Annotated in this window: 15 protein-coding genes; 6 read left to right on the top strand and 9 right to left on the bottom strand. The window is 67.4% G+C overall.

The genetic code is table 11. From position 1 onward, the window contains the following. The first annotated feature begins 90 nt into the window (after positions 1-90). The 5 genes from ACAM57_RS16480 to ACAM57_RS16500 are packed head-to-tail and all read left to right on the top strand — an operon-like array spanning position 91 to position 6667. Complete coding sequence (locus ACAM57_RS16480; protein ID WP_369658197.1) at positions 91-3588, top strand: response regulator; 3498 nt, start codon at positions 91-93, stop codon at positions 3586-3588. Next, entirely contained in the window at positions 3585-4460 is an 876-nt protein-coding gene (locus ACAM57_RS16485; RefSeq protein WP_311737013.1) for a protein-glutamate O-methyltransferase CheR, read from the top strand. Before ACAM57_RS16480 ends, ACAM57_RS16485 begins: the two co-directional genes overlap by 4 nt. Next, entirely contained in the window at positions 4457-5074 is a 618-nt protein-coding gene (locus ACAM57_RS16490; RefSeq protein ID WP_369658198.1) for a chemotaxis protein CheB, read from the top strand. The genes ACAM57_RS16485 and ACAM57_RS16490 overlap by 4 nt, the downstream gene beginning before the upstream one ends. Then, a complete protein-coding gene (locus ACAM57_RS16495) occupies positions 5064-6311 on the top strand; it encodes an ATP-binding protein (protein WP_369658199.1) in 1248 nt (415 codons plus the stop codon). The genes ACAM57_RS16490 and ACAM57_RS16495 overlap by 11 nt, the downstream gene beginning before the upstream one ends. Continuing rightward, on the top strand, positions 6308-6667 hold the full coding sequence (locus ACAM57_RS16500) for a response regulator (RefSeq protein WP_126019594.1): 360 nt from the start codon (positions 6308-6310) through the stop codon (positions 6665-6667). The genes ACAM57_RS16495 and ACAM57_RS16500 overlap by 4 nt, the downstream gene beginning before the upstream one ends. On the opposite strand, the gene ACAM57_RS16505 is transcribed toward ACAM57_RS16500, so the two are convergent. From ACAM57_RS16505 to ACAM57_RS16525, 5 genes are all read right to left on the bottom strand, one after another. Beyond that, on the bottom strand, positions 6664-7071 hold the full coding sequence (locus tag ACAM57_RS16505) for a hypothetical protein (RefSeq protein WP_369658200.1): 408 nt from the start codon (positions 7069-7071) through the stop codon (positions 6664-6666). The genes ACAM57_RS16500 and ACAM57_RS16505 overlap by 4 nt on opposite strands. Beyond that, positions 7068-8528 carry a DUF1501 domain-containing protein gene (locus ACAM57_RS16510; protein ID WP_369658201.1) on the bottom strand — a complete coding sequence of 487 codons (1461 nt, stop codon included), beginning with the start codon at positions 8526-8528 and terminating at the stop codon, positions 7068-7070. The genes ACAM57_RS16505 and ACAM57_RS16510 overlap by 4 nt, the downstream gene beginning before the upstream one ends. A 28-nt stretch (positions 8529-8556) precedes the next feature. Beyond that, positions 8557-10392 carry a DUF1800 family protein gene (locus ACAM57_RS16515; protein WP_369658202.1) on the bottom strand — a complete coding sequence of 612 codons (1836 nt, stop codon included), beginning with the start codon at positions 10390-10392 and terminating at the stop codon, positions 8557-8559. Positions 10393-10596: 204 nt separating this feature from the next. Next, positions 10597-10950: a hypothetical protein gene (locus ACAM57_RS16520; RefSeq protein WP_126019588.1), complete on the bottom strand. Its 354-nt coding sequence runs from the start codon at positions 10948-10950 to the stop codon at positions 10597-10599. Positions 10951-11077: 127 nt separating this feature from the next. Next, a complete protein-coding gene (locus ACAM57_RS16525) occupies positions 11078-12025 on the bottom strand; it encodes an adenylate/guanylate cyclase domain-containing protein (RefSeq protein ID WP_126019586.1) in 948 nt (315 codons plus the stop codon). Positions 12026-12376: 351 nt separating this feature from the next. On the opposite strand from ACAM57_RS16525, the gene ACAM57_RS16530 reads away from it, so the two are divergent. Beyond that, entirely contained in the window at positions 12377-12712 is a 336-nt protein-coding gene (locus tag ACAM57_RS16530; protein ID WP_126019584.1) for a hypothetical protein, read from the top strand. A gap of 62 nt (positions 12713-12774) precedes the next feature. On the opposite strand, the gene ACAM57_RS16535 is transcribed toward ACAM57_RS16530, so the two are convergent. Genes ACAM57_RS16535 through ACAM57_RS16550 form a run of 4 tightly spaced genes read right to left on the bottom strand, consistent with a single transcriptional unit; the run spans position 12775 to position 15709 of the window. Next, positions 12775-13743, bottom strand: coding sequence for an LD-carboxypeptidase (locus ACAM57_RS16535; protein WP_126019582.1), 969 nt, complete (start codon positions 13741-13743; stop codon positions 12775-12777). Further along, complete coding sequence (tadA, locus tag ACAM57_RS16540; protein ID WP_369658203.1) at positions 13740-14849, bottom strand: tRNA adenosine(34) deaminase TadA; 1110 nt, start codon at positions 14847-14849, stop codon at positions 13740-13742. Before tadA ends, ACAM57_RS16535 begins: the two co-directional genes overlap by 4 nt. After that, positions 14839-15063 carry a hypothetical protein gene (locus tag ACAM57_RS16545; RefSeq protein WP_126019577.1) on the bottom strand — a complete coding sequence of 75 codons (225 nt, stop codon included), beginning with the start codon at positions 15061-15063 and terminating at the stop codon, positions 14839-14841. Before ACAM57_RS16545 ends, tadA begins: the two co-directional genes overlap by 11 nt. Position 15064: 1 nt before the next feature. Continuing rightward, positions 15065-15709, bottom strand: a complete 645-nt coding sequence (locus ACAM57_RS16550) for an FMN-binding negative transcriptional regulator (RefSeq protein ID WP_369658204.1) — start codon at positions 15707-15709, stop codon at positions 15065-15067. Between the last annotated feature and the right edge of the window lie 5 nt (positions 15710-15714).

Below are 15714 nucleotides of genomic sequence, written 5' to 3' on the forward strand. Positions count from 1 at the left end.
CCCGCCTTGGTGCCCTGTCGGGATGTTTTCCGACAGGGTCACGCGCTTTTATCGGCCAGACTTCACAAGTTTTGCTTACAAATAGCACCGATGACGAAAACCCCCACCGCGATCGACCCCGACGATTTCGAGCGACTGCTGAGCCGCAACATCAAGCTCCCCCTGATCGGCGGTGTGTTCGGCGCCGTGGTGTTCGTCGGGCTGATCCTGTTCCTGCTGTCCACCATCGGCTGGGTCGAGCACACCGACCGCGTCACCCGCGCCGCCAGCGAACTGCAGCGCCAGAGCATCGACATGGAAACCGGCATGCGCGGCTTCCTGATCACCAACGACGAGAGCTTCCTGGAGCCCTACCAGAACGCCCTGCCCCGCGTGAAAGCCGATACGGCGATGCTTCGCGAGCTCGTGGCGGACAACCGCCAGCAGGTGGAGCGCGTCGACCGCATCGCAGCCATCCAGGCCAGCTGGAACGACTACGCCGCCGACCTGATCTCGGCGCACCGCAACGGCCAGGACACCCAGATGCAGGTGCGCCTGGGCCGGGGCAAGCGGCTGACCGACAGCATGCGCGCCGAGTTCACCGCGTTCATGGAAACCGAGCAGGCCCTGCGCTTCCAGCGCAACAACGAGGCAAACCGCACCGCCTGGTGGGTGGTCGGCCTGTTCCTGCTGTTCACGCTGGGCTTCACGGGGCTGGTGGCCTACTTCGGACGCAGGCAGCTGGTGCGGCTGTCGGACAGCTACGACGTGGTGCTGCAAGAACAGGCGGGCCATAACGACCGGCTGGCGCACGAGGCCTGGCTGCGCGGCGCGCAGACCGAACTGGTGGGCGACCTGGTGGGCGAGCTCAGCGCGCCGGACATGGGCCGCAAGATCCTGTCCTTCTTCTCGCGCCACCTGGGCGCCTCGGTGGGCGCCATCTACGTGCGCGAGCGCCACGGCCCGCTGCGCCGGGCGGCGAGCTACGGTTTCTCCAGCGCCGCGGAGGCCATGCCGCAGGTCTTCTCGCCCACAGAAAGCCTGGTCGGCCAGGCCGCGGCCGAGAACCGGCGCATGCTGATCGACCCGATCGACGCCGAATACCTGAGAGTCAACTCCGGCCTGGGCGAGATGGCGCCGAAGGCGGTGCTGCTGGTGCCGGTGGCCAGCAGCGGCATGGTCAACGGCGTGGTCGAGCTCGGACTGCCTGGCGCGCTGGACGAGCGCGGCAGCCAGCTGGTCGAGATGGTGTCCGACGACATCGGCACCTCGCTGGCGGCGGCGCGCTACCGCGAGCAGTTGCAGGAGGTGCTGGCCGAGACCCAGCAGCTCAACGAGGAGCTGCAGGTGCAGCAGGAAGAGCTGCGCACGGCCAACGAGGAACTGGAAGAACAGTCGCGCGCGCTGCGCGCCTCGCAGGCCATGCTGGAGAACCAGCAGGCCGAGCTGGAGCAGACCAACAGCCAGCTTTCGGAGCGCACCGAGGCGCTCGACCAGCGCAACACCGCGCTGCGCCGCGTGCAGCGCGACCTGGAAGACCGCGCCGACGAACTGCAGCGCGCCAGCCGCTACAAGTCGGAATTCCTCGCCAACATGTCCCACGAGCTGCGCACGCCGCTCAACAGCGCGCTCATCCTCGCCAAGCTGCTGGGCGACAACCCGCAGGGCAACCTGACCAGCGAGCAGGTGAAGTTCGCGGAGTCGATCTATTCGTCGGGCAACGACCTGCTGGTGCTGATCAACGACATCCTCGACATCGCGAAGGTCGAGGCCGGCAAGCTCGAGGTGGTGACCGAGGACGTGCCCCTGGCCCGGCTGGCCCACAGCCTGGAGAGCACCTTCGGCCCGCTGGCCATGCAGAAGAACCTGAAATTCAGGCTCGAACTGCAGCCCGATGCACCGGTCTCGCTGCTCACCGACCGGCAGCGGGTGGAGCAGATCCTGAAGAACCTGCTGTCGAACGCGATCAAGTTCACCGACAGCGGCGAGGTGAAGCTGGAGATCTCGCCGGCGGCGGGCGGCGGCGCGGCCTTCGCGGTATCCGACTCGGGCATCGGCATCGATCCGCAGCAGCACGAGCTGATCTTCGAAGCGTTCCGCCAGGCCGACGGCACCACCAGCCGGCGCTACGGCGGCACCGGGCTGGGCCTGTCGATCTCGCGAGACCTCACGCAGCTGCTGGGCGGCATGCTCACCGTCGACAGCACGCCGGGCCAGGGCAGCACCTTCGTGCTCGAACTGCCGGCCAGGGCGCCGCAGGCTTCGCCGGACTACCAGCAGCAGCAGAAGCCGCCGGCCGTCTACACGCCCCGCTCCGCGCACTCGCCTGCCGCCCACGCGCAGCCCACGCTGGCGCCCAACCCTCCCGCGCCGGTGCCTGCGCCGCAGTTCGCCGACGACCGCAGCCTGCCGCGGGACCAGGTGCGCCGCGTGCTGGTGATCGAGGACGAGCCGCAGTTCGCGCACATCCTCTACGACCTGGCGCACGAGCTGGGCTACCGCTGCCTGGTGGCGCATGGCGCGGCCGACGGTTTCGAGCTGGCCTCGCAGTTCCTGCCCGACGCGATCCTGCTGGACATGCGCCTGCCCGACAGCACCGGCCTCGACCTGCTGCAGCGGCTGAAGGATTCGCCGCACACCCGGCACATCCCGATCCACGTGGTCTCGGCCGCCGAGAGCGCGCAGGGCGCGGCGCTGCAGATGGGCGCCGTCGGCTATGCGCTGAAGCCGGCCACCCGCGACGAGCTGATGAAGGTGTTCGGCCGGCTGGAAGAAAAGCTCACGCAGAAGGTCAAGGTCGTGCTGCTGGTGGAAGACGACGAACTCCAGCGCGAGAGCGTCATCAGGCTGATCGGCGACGACGACATCGAGATCGTCGCCGTCGGCTCCGGCGAGGAGGCGCTGGAGCTGCTGCGCACCCGCGTGTTCGACTGCATGATCACCGACCTGAAGCTGCCCGACATGCAGGGCAGCGAGCTGCTCAAGGCCATGGCGGCGGAGGAGATCGTGTCGTTCCCGCCCGTCATCGTCTACACCGGGCGCAACCTCACGCGCGACGAAGAGACCGAGCTGCAGCGCTACTCGCGCTCGATCATCATCAAGGGCGCCCGCTCGCCGGAACGCCTGCTCGACGAGGTGACTCTCTTCCTGCACAAGGTGGAGGCCGAGCTTTCGAGCGAGCGCCAGGGCATGCTGAAGACGGCACGCGGGCGCGACCGCATCTTCGAGGGCCGTACCCTCCTGCTGGTGGACGACGACGTGCGCAACATCTTCGCGCTGACCAGCGCGCTGGAGCAGCGCGGCGCCATCGTCGAGATCGGCCGCAACGGCCGCGAGGCGCTCGAAAAGCTCGACCAGGTCAGCGAGATCGACCTGGTGCTGATGGACGTGATGATGCCGGAGATGGATGGCCTGGAAGCCACCCGGCGCCTGCGCGGCGACCCGCGCTTCGCCCATATGCCGGTGATCGCCATCACCGCCAAGGCCACCAAGGACGACCGCGAGCAATGCCTGGCCGCCGGCGCCAACGACTACCTCGCCAAGCCGGTGGACCTGGAGCGCCTGTTCTCGCTGCTGCGCGTCTGGCTGCCGAAGATGGAGCGGCTGTGACCACGAGCCCGCGCAATCCGAAGAACGGCAACGGCGCGGCGCCGCTGCCGCCGCTGAGCGACACCGAGATCGAGCTGCGGCTGCTGATGGAGGCGATCTACCTCAAGTACAGCTACGACTTCCGCAACTACACGGTGGCCTCGCAGAAGCGCCGCGTGCTGCACGCGCTCGACCAGCTCGGGCTGCCGAGCATCTCGGCGCTGCAGGAGCGGGTGCTGCGCGATGCGGCCCTCTTCGGCCGGCTTCTGCAGTTCCTGACGATCCCGGTGAGCGAGATGTTCCGCGACCCGTCGTACTTCCTCGCCCTGCGCCAGCACGTGGTGCCTATCCTGCACACCTACCCTTCCGTCAAGGTATGGGTGGCGGGCTGCAGCACGGGCGAGGAAGTGTTCTCGCTGGCCATCCTGCTGCGCGAGGAAGGCCTGCTCGCGCGCACGCAGATCTACGCCACCGACATCAACCCGGCTTCGCTGGAGAAGGCCAGGCAGGGCATCTTCCCGCTGGAGGCCATCCGGGGCTACACCACCAACTACCAGCGCGCGGGCGGACGCAGCGAGTTCTCCGACTACTACACCGCCGCCTACGAGGCCGCGCGCTTCGACCCCTCGCTGTGCGCCGACGTGATCTTCGCCGACCACAGCCTGGCGACCGACAGCGTGTTCGCCGAGACGCAGCTGGTGTCGTGCCGCAACGTGCTGATCTACTTCAACCGCGAGCTGCAGGACCGGGCGCTGGGCCTGTTCCACGAGTCGCTGTCGCACCGCGGCTTTCTGGGACTGGGCTCGAAGGAGAGCATCGACTTCTCGGGCTACGCCGACCGCTTCGACGCGCATGCGCGCGCCGAACGCATCTACCGCAAGAAAGCCGCATGACGGGCCAGATGAAACGCCAGCTGCGCTTCCCCATCCGCAAGCGCGTGGACGCCGTGGTGCTTGGCGCCTCGGCCGGCGGCATCGACGCGCTCTGCGTCTTGCTCGAAGACCTGCCGCCCAGCTGGCGCCTGCCGATGGCGGTGGTGCTGCACCTGCCCGAGGAGCACGAGAGCCGCCTGGCCGAGATCTTCGCGCAGCGCCTGCCGATTCCCGTGCACGAGGCCAACGACAAGATGCCGGTTTCGGCCGGCAGCCTGTACTTCGCGCCGCCGGGCTATCACCTGTCGATCGAGCGCGAGCGCACCTTCTCGCTGAGCTGCGAGCCGCCGGTGCTGTTCTCGCGCCCGTCCATCGACCTGCTGATGGGCTCGGCCGCCGATGCCTACGGCCCCGCCCTCGCCGGCTTCCTCCTGACCGGCGCGAACGACGACGGCGCGCAAGGCCTGCACCGCATCCACCTGGCCGGCGGGCTCACCGCCGTGCAGGAACCCGGGGAAGCCCAGATTCCCACCATGCCCCAGGCCGCCATCGCGCGCCATATCCCCGACTACGTGCTGCCCCTGCGCGAACTGCGCAACCTGCTGCTCCAACTGGAAGCCGTCCATGAACATTGACATCGAAAGCAAGCTGCTGCTCGTGGACGACCTGCCCGAAAACCTGCTGGCGCTGGAGGCGCTGATCCGCGCGCCCGGCCGCATCGCCTACCGCGCCGGTTCGGCCGACGCCGCGCTGGCGCTGCTGCTGGAGCACGAATTCGCGCTCGCCATCGTCGACGTGCAGATGCCCGGCATGAACGGCTTCGAGCTGGCCGAGCTGATGCGCGGCACCGAGCGCACGCGGCACATCCCCATCATCTTCGTGAGCGCCGCGGGTCGCGAGCTGAACTACGCCTTCCAGGGCTACGAGAGCGGCGCGGTCGACTTCCTGCACAAGCCGCTGGACCCGCACGCGGTGGTCAGCAAGGTGAACGTGTTCGTCGACCTCTACCAGCACCGCAAGGCGCTGCGCCACGAAATGGATTCGCTCGCCGCCGCCCACAAGAAGCAGGAAGAACTGGTGCAGCAGCTGCAGCAGACGCAGCACGACCTGGAGCGCGCGGTGCGCATGCGCGACGATTTCATGTCGATGGTGTCGCACGAGTTGCGCACGCCGCTGAACACCCTCTACCTCGAGGCGCAGCTGCGGCAGCTGCATCTGGCGAAGGGCAATCTCGCCAGTTTCTCGCCCGAGCGCCTGCCCGCGATGATCGAGCGCGACCAGCGGCAGATCCGCAACATGGTGCGGCTGATCGACGACATGCTCGACGTCACGCGCATGCGGCGCGACGCGCTGTCCATCAAGCCCCAGCCGACCGATCTGGCGGCGCTCGCGCACGCGGTGGTGGAAAACCTGCGCCAGCAGGCCGAAGCCGCGGGCGCGGCCATCACGCTCTCGGCGCCTGCCGAACTGCGCGGCGCATGGGACGAGTTCCGCATCGAGCAGGTGCTGACCAACCTGCTGACCAACGCGCTGCGCTACGGCGGCGGCAAGCCGGTCGAGATGGTCGTTCGGCAGCTGGGCAACACGGCCCAGGTGAGCGTGCGCGACCAGGGCATCGGCATCGCGCCCGAGGACCAGGCCCGCATCTTCGAGCAGTTCGAGCGCACCGACGACAGCCGCAAGCACGCGGCCGGACTGGGCCTCGGGCTCTTCATCACCCGCAAGATCGTGGACCTGCACGGCGGGCGCATCGGCGTGGAAAGCGCGCCGGGCGAAGGGTCGCGTTTCACGGTCGAGCTGCCGCTGCAGGCGCCCGCCATACTTCCCAATCAATCTGACGCCCAACCTGACGGAAAGAAGAACCCCCAGTGAACGTGCTGATCGTCGATGACAACCAGGCCTCGGCCGACCTGCTGCAGGAGCTGCTGAGCCTGCACGACCACACCGCGCAATGCACCTACACGGCACGCCAGGCGCTGGACGCGGCCGCCGCCGGGAGCTTCGACGCGGCGCTGATCGACCTCAGCCTGCCCGACCTGCCCGGCGCCGAAGTGGCGCGGCGGCTGCGCGAGAGCACCGGCGAAGGCACGCCGAAGCTGCTGGTCGCCATCTCGGGCTTCTCCGCGCAGGACGCGGGCGGCCGCTCGGCCGAGGGGCTCTTCGACCATCACCTGCAGAAGCCGGTCGACATCGAGAAGCTGGGGCAAATCCTGGCATCGGCTGGCTAGGCGCGATCGGTCTTCCCCGCTGCACCTTTCTTGCTCTTGCGGGGGCTGCGCATGGCTTCGTAGCGATACACGCGGAAGCCGTCGCGCTGCATGAAGCTGACCGGCTCCCAGCCGCGCGCCAGCGCGCAGTCGGTGATCTGCGCCATCTGCACGCCGAGGTAGTCCTGCAGGCTGTCGGCCACCGCGAGCTCGAACTTCTTGAGATCGCGGTCCAGCGATTCCACCGCCGCGACAGCGGCATCGACGCTGGTAAAGGGGCGCACGTGGGTCACGCCCTTGTTGCGCGCGGGGGCGTGTGCCTGCTCAGGTGGGTCGGCGCTGAAGTTGACGCTGGCGCCGCCCTCCATGCCGTTGAGGCCGCCGATGGCGCTCATGCTGGCCATGCTGCTCATTGCTGTGTTCATGTCATGAACCCCATGTCGCGCGGGTAGCTGATGCCGCTCGGCGCGGTGATGTTGTTGAAATTCTTCAGGTTCGGCAGGATGCCGTTGAGGTCTTGATCAGGCACGCCGAACCACTTGGCCAGCGTCGCCGCGTACTGGTCGACCGAGGTGGTGGGCAGCAGCCGGCCCTGGCCGACGTGCCACTGGTCGTCGTCGGCCGAGGTGTTGCCCACGCTCACCGGCGGCGGCGTGCCGTAGAAGGCCTTGCCTTTCACCGCGCCGCCCACCACGAAGTGATGGCTGCCCCAGCCGTGGTCGGAACCGTTGCCGTTGCTCGAGAGCGTGCGGCCGAAGTCGGAGGCGGTGAAGGCGGTAACCTTGTCGGAGACGCCGAGAGTTTCCATCTGCCGCTGGAAGGCGGTCATGGCCTCGGACAGACGCTGCATCAACGGCCCCTGCTTGGTGTCGAGGTCGTCGTGCAGGTCGTAGCCACCCATGGAGACGAAGAACACCTGGCGTTTCACGCCCAGCGAGGTGCGCCCACGGATCAGGCGCGCCACCATCTTGAGCTGGTCGGCCAGATTGTTGCCGGTCGGGAAGTTGCCGTTCAGGTCGTTGGCCTGAATGGCGGCGGTGATCTTGCCTTCGGCCTCGACGGCGCGCAGCGTGACCTTGTTGTATTCGTTCTCCAGCGTGTGGCTGCGCCCCTGCTGCGCCAGCTGCTGCATGGCCGCCTTGACGGCCGACGAGCCGTAGACGCTGCCGGTGGCCGGGCTCACGCTGTTGATGCGCACCGCGCCGCCGGTGCCGACCTGGTATTGGAGCGCCTCGTCGCCCGAGAGGAACACCGCGTTGCCCGCCACCGAGATGCAGGTGAACAGCGAAGCATTGCGCTGCCCGCCGAGCATCAGGTCGCCGAGGTTGCCGCCCCAGCCGATGGTCGAGCCCTCGGGCGATGACGACTGCCAGATCGACTGCTGGTCGTTGTGCGAGAACAGCTTGGGCGGGATCGGGAAGTCCCTGCGGTTCGTGCCGTTGAACTGTGCGCGCGTGAGCGGCTTGACGAGCGGGCCTACGTTGAGCTGCACGGCCATCTTGCCTTCGTCGAACAGCGTGGTGAGCCTGGTCATTGCCGGGTTCAGCGCGTACTTGCGGCCGTTGGCGAGCGAGACGGCGGGCTTGAGTTCGGTGGCCGCGAGCGCCGCGTCGGAAGGCAGCGCGATGGCGCCACGGATGGCGCTGTACTTGGCGTAGCTGTCCGTGTCGTAGTTGACGAGCGTGTTGGCGTAGTCGTTGCCGCCGAAGAGGAAGACGCAGACCAGCGCCTTGTAGTCGTCGCCCGGCGCGGCCTGGGCGGCCGCTTCGCCCATGGCGGCGAGGTTGAGCGCGAACGGCAGCGCGGTGCCGGCCATCGCGAGTTGGCCCGAGCGGCGCAGGAAGGCGCGACGCGTGTGGCGGGCAGGATCGATCAGGTGCATGTTCGGTTCGCTCCGGCTTCTTTCTTCTTCATTTCTGCACGAGGTATTCGGGCGAGCCCATCACCAGCAGCACGCCGGCGCAGATGAGGTCGAGCCTTCGGGCGTCGGTGGAGGGGTTCGCCAGCGGCGCCTTGCTCAGGGCGTCGGTGATCAGCGCGACCGTGGCGGCCGAGAGCTGGTTGCCGGTGAGCAGCAGGTTGAGCCGGCGCACCAGCGCGGCGGGGTCGTTCACCAGCGCTTTCTCGGCCGTATAGGTGGCGATCACGTCCTTGTTGTCGAAGCCGTTCTGCAGCCTGCCTTGCAGGAAGTTGAGATAGCCGCCCACGCTGGTCTCGTTGACCAGCTGGAACTCGGGCGCGACCATCTTGTTGCTGGCGATGGCGGTCGAGGGCGGCACGTAGCCGGGCCGGAAGAAATTGAACACCGAGGGCGAGCGCAGCGGGCACTGGCCCAGGCTCGAACTGGGGTCGGAGGTGTTGCCGATGTTCCAGTTGTCCGATGCGCAGCCGATGCCGAAGGTACGGCCCCATTGCACGAACCGCAGCATGGGCTCGCGCAGGTGGCCGAAGTTCGGATCGGAAAGGCCCGCGGGACCGCGCGCCTCGTCGTCGAGCAGCACTGCGGCGAACACGCTCTTCATGTCGCCGCGCACGCCCGCGCCGTTGTTGGCGAAGATGTCGGCCACGCGCTTCACGTAGGCGGGGCTCGGGTTGCTCGTGACCAGCCGCTGGATCAGCTGCCGGCCGATGAAAGGCCCGACGTTCGGATGGTTGAAGAGCGTGTCGAGCGCGATCTTCAGCGCCGCCGGACCGTCCGTGCCCGCGGGCACCGTGGCGCCCAGGAAGCGCGCCTCCAGCATCGAGTGATTGGAGGCCTTGTAGGCCATGGGACGCGTGGTCCACGCGTTGGTCTCGATGGTGTAGCTGGCTCCGGGCGGAGTGAAGGCGTTGCGCTCGGACGAGCGGATGTCGAGGTCGTAGCCGGTGAAGACGCGCGCCAGATTGGTCACGTCGTTCTGCACGTAGGTCTCGATGGGCTGGCCGTCGGCGCCGGTCCTCACCGTGCCGTCGCCCTCGAGCTGGTAGAGGCCGATGGTCATGAGCTGCATGACCTCGCGCGCGTAGTTTTCGTCGGGCTGGCGGCCGGAGTTGTCTTCCTTCCTGTTGCCGCGGGTGTTGAGATAGAAGCCCATCGCGGGGTTGAGCGTCACGTCTTCCAGCAGCTGGCGGAAGTTGCCCGTGACGCCGTTGGCGAGCATGTCCCAGTACTGGGCCATCATGGCCGTGGGCCAGCTCGAGCCGATCTCCGTGCCCGAGACCACGAAGATCTCGCTGAGCGCCAGTGCCATGCGCTTGCGCACCGGGTCGGCGGCCGTCATGAGCTGGCGCCAGATCATGGCGTCGGTCTCGACGTCTGCGTACTCCTTGCTGTTGACCCACTCCCAGGCCGAAGGCTGTCGCGCCGCGCCGAGCTGCTCGCTGAGCCACGGCAGGTAGCCTTTGGCGCGCACGGCGGCGATCTCGTCGTCGGAAGCCGAGAACTGGGCCTGCAGCAGGAAGCGCGCGGCTTCGGCGTCGTTCTGCGCCTGGGGGTAGTGATACGGACCGGTGTCGGGCGTGGTGCCCGGGTTGGCGCCGGGCGTGCCGCCGCCAATGGGGAAGCCAAGGCCCCCGGCGCCGCTCCCACCCCCTCCTCCGCCGCCGCCGCATGCGGCCAGCGCCGCCGAAATGGAAAACGCGGCCGCCGCCTTCAGCGAGCGGGAGCCGTCGGGCGCCGCCTCGTTTTCATGGGTGGCCGCCGTCTCCGCGACGTACACCACCTCGTCGGCCGGTCTTGTGTGCTCGGCCTCCAACTGTTCCAACATGATCCTCGCTCCTGCGGCGTATCGACGCCTGTTGGAGCGTTAAAGGCAAGCGGCATGCCCTCCAAAAAACAGCAAGGCAAGTGTCCAGGACGGGCCAAGTCACCACAAAAATGTGTGCCAATGTGACTTTTTAGTCACTCCTTGAAACAAAATTGGCATGCCAGAGGGCATGCCAATGCTTCAGAAAACATTCAGGTGACAGTGTCAGTCGCGCTCGTCGTCCCAGTCGTTCGGCGGGCGGTAGGGATAGCCGGGCCCGTAGTAGATGCGGCCGGGCGGCGGCGTGTAGATGGGTGCCGGGCGGTAGTACACCGGAGGGGGCGGCGGCCGGTAGTAGACCGGCGGCGGCGGCGCGTAGTAGATGGGTGCCGGATAGCTGTAGACCGGTGGCGGCGCGTAGTACGGCGCCGGGTAGCCGCCGGCCACGTAGCCGGGGGTGCCGATCTGCACCGACCAGCTTCCGCGCGCGTTCGCGGCTCCCGCCGCCAGCAGCGCGCCGGCGATGACGGCACCGATGGCCGCCAGCTTGAAAACAGAAGATCGAGATTTGAAGTTCACAGTGGCTCCAGGCCTGGGCGGACAGCGCCCGAGTGGATACGCAACGCCCGACGTGTGCTCGCGGTGCACCCGATTGCATCCAGCCATGGTAGCCAAACGTCACCGCTTCGGGCGGTGCGCGGCCGCATCAGCGCGCGATTTCGCGCCGCGACAGCATCACGTCGCCGCTGCTCGTATTGAAAGCGATGGTCGGCGCACTGAAATCGCTGAGCGGCGCGCCCAGGCCGATCTCTCCACGGCCGTGCAGCACGCACTCCTCGCGCCGCAAGGCGATCTCGGTGCTGGGGCCGTCGTTGCCGTGGAAACGCACCCAGGTGCCGTAGGTGCTGACGTCGATCAGCACGCAGCTGCCCTGGCGCAACTCGATGCGCGCATGCAGGCGCGAGACGCGCGGGTCGTTGACGACGAACTGGGCGTCGTCGACGCGGCCGAGGTGGATCGGCAGCTCCTCTGTGCGGAACATCGAGCGCACGTCGAGCCACGCGAGTTCGATCTGGCCGAACGAGGAATCGGGCATGCGCAGCGGGGCCAGCGCTGCGGGCACGGTGAGGAACGAGGTCACGTCCTCCTGCCAGTCGATCCGGTGGACGACCGACATCTCGCTGCGCCCGCGGATGTTGATGAGGCCGAGGTCGCGGTGCTGCACCGAACCTTCGCGCAACTGGGAGATGACCGCGGCAGTCACCCAGATCTGGCCCGGGCCGGCCAGGTCGCTCAGACGCGAGGCGAGGTTGACGGCATCGCCGTAGCAGTCGCCCTCGACTTCCACCACCTCACCGCTGGCCACGCCGATCTGCAACGCCATGCGCAGGGGCGCGGGCCACGCGAGCAGCCGCTTCTGGTGATAGCGCTGCAACTCGATGACCGCATGCGTGGCCGCGGCACCGCTGGTGAAGATGGCGAACACGCCGTCGCCGAGCGACTTCACCACGCGGCCGCCGTGCGCCTGGCACACGCCGCCGATCCATTGCGTCAGACGGGTCACTGTCTCCGTGGCCCGCGCATTTCCCATGGCCTCGAAGACCCTCGTGCTCCCCGTCAAGTCCGCGAATACGACTGTGGAATTGACACCCATACTTTTTGCTCTTCTCGATTTCTACCGATGGTTGTAATTGCCCGGGGCCCTTCGCACTTCCATGTCCATGCGGCCGGCGCTGCGTACGCGCGCCCGCTCACACACGGAATATGCAGCTTGCGTGCCCCTTTTGTTGTCTTCCCGGGTATACGCTGCTGCCGACAGGGCGAATGCAGACAGAGTCATTCATCGGCTTGTAGTACTTTGGAAAACAAAATTCAATGACTAGTGAAAACGATAAGTAAAGCGTGTTGTTTGCAAACAAGAAACAACGTTTCAGATCTTGTGGAATGGTTAACTCAGGCTTAAGGTAGCGGCCGTTCTCGGTTCCGGCAACACACTTCCCGTCCCATGCTCTTTCGCCGTCTTCTCCGTCTGCTGAACGTACCCGGCTCCGGATCCCGTCAAGCGACGGAGAACCAGCTGGGGCGCATCCGTACCGCGATGCTGTCGGCGCTCCAGGGCCATGGCGGTCATTCCGTGCAGCGCGTCAGCCAGCGCGTGCGCTTTGCCGCCGACGTCGAAGCTCTCTGGTACCTGCGGCAGGACGTGATGATCGCGCTGAGCGCCATCGACGGCGAAACCGCCGCGCGCCGCCAGATGAAAGCCATCAACAGCATGTTCAAGGGCGGATTGCCCGGCTCGATGGGGCCGCGCGCGCATCAGCGCTTCACCAAAAACAACTGAAACTGCAACGGCCCCTCGGGGCCGTTCTGATTTTTAACGTTCTATTTCTCTTTGTGTCCGGATCAATGGGCGTGATGATGGTCATGTCCATGGTGGTCGTCATGACCATGTGCATGCCTGTGGCCCCAAACGAGAAAAATATCACGCCCTTCCGCAGCCATCGACACCTTCGCACCCACGGGCAATAACACCTTCGTCTGCACGTGGCCGAACGGCAGGCCCGCGAGCACGGGCACCTTGAGCGTTGCGCGCAGCCGGTCGATCACGGTGTTGAGGCCGAATCCGCGGTCGTAGCCCGGCACCGGCCGGATGCCGGTGAACTGCCCGAACACGATGGCACGCTGGCGCGCCAGCACACCGGCCATCTTCAACTGATCGAGCATGCGTTCGACGCGGTACGGGTGCTCGTTCACGTCTTCGATGAAGAGCACGCCCTTCTCCACCATCGGGAAGTAAGGCGTGCCGAGCAGGCTGGTCAGCACGCACAGATTGCCGCCCCACAACGTGGCGTCCTGCACGGGCTTGAACTTCAGATCGACATCGCGCGCCGGCATGCGCCAGCCCGTGCCTTCGCCCTGCCCTGTGAGCAGGTCGTCGAAGCAGGCTTCCATGATGTCGTCGGGACCGGCCTCCGCACCGAAGTCCTCGCCGACGGCGGGGCCCGACCAGGTCACCGCGCCGGTCTTGGCCAGCAGCGCGTTCTGCAGCGCGGTGAAGTCGCTGCAGCCGACGAACTCCGTGCCCTTCTCGATCGCCTTCGTGAGCGCCTTGTACGGAACCGCATCGAGGATGCGCGTGAGCCCGTAGCCGCCGCGTGCTATGAGCGCCACGTCCGCGCCGCTGGCCGCGGCACGCGAGATCGCGGCGAGCCGCGTGGCATCGTCGCCCGCGAAGCGCTGGTGCACCGACAGCGCCGCGTCGTCGACTTCGACTTCATGACCCAGCGCTCTGAGCCGCTTCACGCCGCGCCGGAAAGCGGCCTTGTCCCGGACCGCGCTGGAGGGAGAGTAGATATAGATGTGTTTGGTCACGCGTTCGAGTATCCCATTGCGTTTCGCACTTGCAGAACGACCGTTCGGGCCTGCTCCGGCGTCGGCCCCGAGGAAGTGGCAAGAGGCCCCAGTGCGCGCAGCGCTGCTTCGTATCCCCGGTCGGGAAAAGGCGCGCGCCATGCGTCCTTGATGTGCTCGTGCCCCTCCGGCGCGACCAGTGCCGCCGCGAACCGACCGGGCGCTGCCGCCTGCAGCAGCACGGCGAGTTCGGAAGCGGCCTCGCTATGCACGAGCGCCACCGACTCGACTCCCACCCGCGCCATCCATTCGAGCAGCACGTGGCGATGCCATTGCAGGCTATGCGCCGCCTCGCGCTTGGGCTTGTCGCTCCTGCCGAAGCCGATCAGGTCGGGTACCAGCGTGCGCAGCCCCGGCAGGCCCACGAGATGCCTGAAGAAGTAGCCCCATTCGCCGGGACCGTGCAGGCAAAGGCAACAGGCCGCATCCTCCGCACCTTCATCGACGTAGTGCATGCGCCAGCCCTGCAAGCTCGGCAGGTCCTGCACGTAATGCGGCGCGAAGTCATAGCCGGCCAAGGCCTCGAAGCGCTCGGGCGACGTGCGCAGTGCGTCGTCGCGCAAGGGCTCGGCAGTCGCGCGCGCAGCGTTCCGGCGCTGCTGGAAAAAAGCCTGCAAGACCGCGCTGCACTCCTGCGCCAGCACCCCGCCCTGCACCACCGTGCGATGGTTCAGCCGTGGCTCCGCGAAGAGATCGAGCACCGAGCCGGCCGCGCCAGTCTTCGGATCGGCCGCGCCGTACACCACGCGAGCGAGGCGCGAATGCAGCATCGCCCCTGAACACATCGCGCACGGTTCGAGCGTGACGAACAGCTCGCAGCCGTCGAGCCGGTAGTTGCCGAGCGCGAGGGCTCCCGCACGCAGCGCGTTGATCTCGGCATGCGCACTCGGATCGTTCTGCGCGACCGGCGTGTTGCGCCCCGTCGCGACCAGGCGGCCGTCCTTCACCAGCACCGCGCCCACCGGCACCTCGCCCGCTTCGGCGGCAAGCCGCGCCTCGGCGAGCGCGAGCGCCATCCAGTGCGTGTCGTCGTGCACGTCCGGCAATGGAGTCGCCTCAGTTGTCATCGGGCATCTGGCGTGTCTTGACCGCGGCGTCCAGCGCTTCCTTGACCTGCTGCTGCACCTGCTGCGGATTCATTCGCGCATCGCCCGCGGCGGGTGCCGCAACGCCAGGCACGGACGGTTGTGCGGAAGAGGCCATGCTGCTCATCTGCTTCTTCGCGACCAGCCCGACGATCGCCAGCACGAGCACGAGGCCGATCAGGCCCAGTCCGCGCATCTCAGCCGCCCTCCGCCACGAGAGCCTCGGCGGCCATGCCCAGGCGGCCCATCCACACGGCGAGCGCCCGCTCGTCCGGCGTGCCAGCGCTGTAGACCGCGTGCATCGCGGCATGCGATTCGCGGCGATGCTGGTTGAGCTTGATCTTGCATTGCAGGGCAGTCACGCGCAGCTCGAAGCCCACGATGCCGGCCAGCATCTTGAGCTGGAACTCCTCGCCCAGGTCGCGCCACTGCTGCGCGTAGGCGGGCTCGTGGTCGTGAATGAGCTTCTTGAGCAGCGCGTCCTTGTCGGCGGGCTCCTCGATCAGCCGTGCCTCGACGGTGCAATGCACCGCCAGGTAGTTCCACGTCGGCACGCGGGCCAGGTCGGGGTAGACGGAGGGAGAGAGGTACGAATGCGGCCCGAGAAAGGTGGCCACCGCCCGGGGCCTGGCCTGCAGGTAGCGCCAATGCGGATTCGGCTTGGCGCAATGGCCCCACAGCACCAGTTCGTCGCCCGCGCGCTGCTCGGCGACCAGCGGCAGGTGCGTGACGTACGGCAGCCCGTCGTCGTCGTTCGAGATCAGGCTCGCGAAGGGATGCGAGCGCATCAGCTCCAGCGCGATGGCCGGGTCCTTCGCATTGAACTGCGGGGGCATGTACATGGGGC

It is taken from the genome of Variovorax sp. V15 (assembly GCF_041154425.1).
Classification (GTDB): Bacteria; Pseudomonadota; Gammaproteobacteria; order Burkholderiales; family Burkholderiaceae_C; genus Variovorax; species Variovorax guangxiensis.

What these genes read in the sequence shown, in the direction of transcription:
- ACAM57_RS16480 (WP_369658197.1), top strand. Translation starts at nt 91, where the DNA reads ATGACGAAAACCCCCACCGCGATCGACCCCGACGATTTCGAGCGACTG.
- ACAM57_RS16490 (WP_369658198.1), top strand. Translation starts at nt 4,457, where the DNA reads ATGACGGGCCAGATGAAACGCCAGCTGCGCTTCCCCATCCGCAAGCGC.
- ACAM57_RS16495 (WP_369658199.1), top strand. Translation starts at nt 5,064, where the DNA reads ATGAACATTGACATCGAAAGCAAGCTGCTGCTCGTGGACGACCTGCCC.
- ACAM57_RS16505 (WP_369658200.1), bottom strand. Translation starts at nt 7,071, where the DNA reads ATGAACACAGCAATGAGCAGCATGGCCAGCATGAGCGCCATCGGCGGC.
- ACAM57_RS16510 (WP_369658201.1), bottom strand. Translation starts at nt 8,528, where the DNA reads ATGCACCTGATCGATCCTGCCCGCCACACGCGTCGCGCCTTCCTGCGC.
- ACAM57_RS16515 (WP_369658202.1), bottom strand. Translation starts at nt 10,392, where the DNA reads ATGTTGGAACAGTTGGAGGCCGAGCACACAAGACCGGCCGACGAGGTG.
- ACAM57_RS16525 (WP_126019586.1), bottom strand. Translation starts at nt 12,025, where the DNA reads ATGGGTGTCAATTCCACAGTCGTATTCGCGGACTTGACGGGGAGCACG.
- ACAM57_RS16530 (WP_126019584.1), top strand. Translation starts at nt 12,377, where the DNA reads ATGCTCTTTCGCCGTCTTCTCCGTCTGCTGAACGTACCCGGCTCCGGA.
- tadA (WP_369658203.1), bottom strand. Translation starts at nt 14,849, where the DNA reads ATGACAACTGAGGCGACTCCATTGCCGGACGTGCACGACGACACGCAC.
- ACAM57_RS16545 (WP_126019577.1), bottom strand. Translation starts at nt 15,063, where the DNA reads ATGCGCGGACTGGGCCTGATCGGCCTCGTGCTCGTGCTGGCGATCGTC.
- ACAM57_RS16550 (WP_369658204.1), bottom strand. Translation starts at nt 15,709, where the DNA reads ATGTACATGCCCCCGCAGTTCAATGCGAAGGACCCGGCCATCGCGCTG.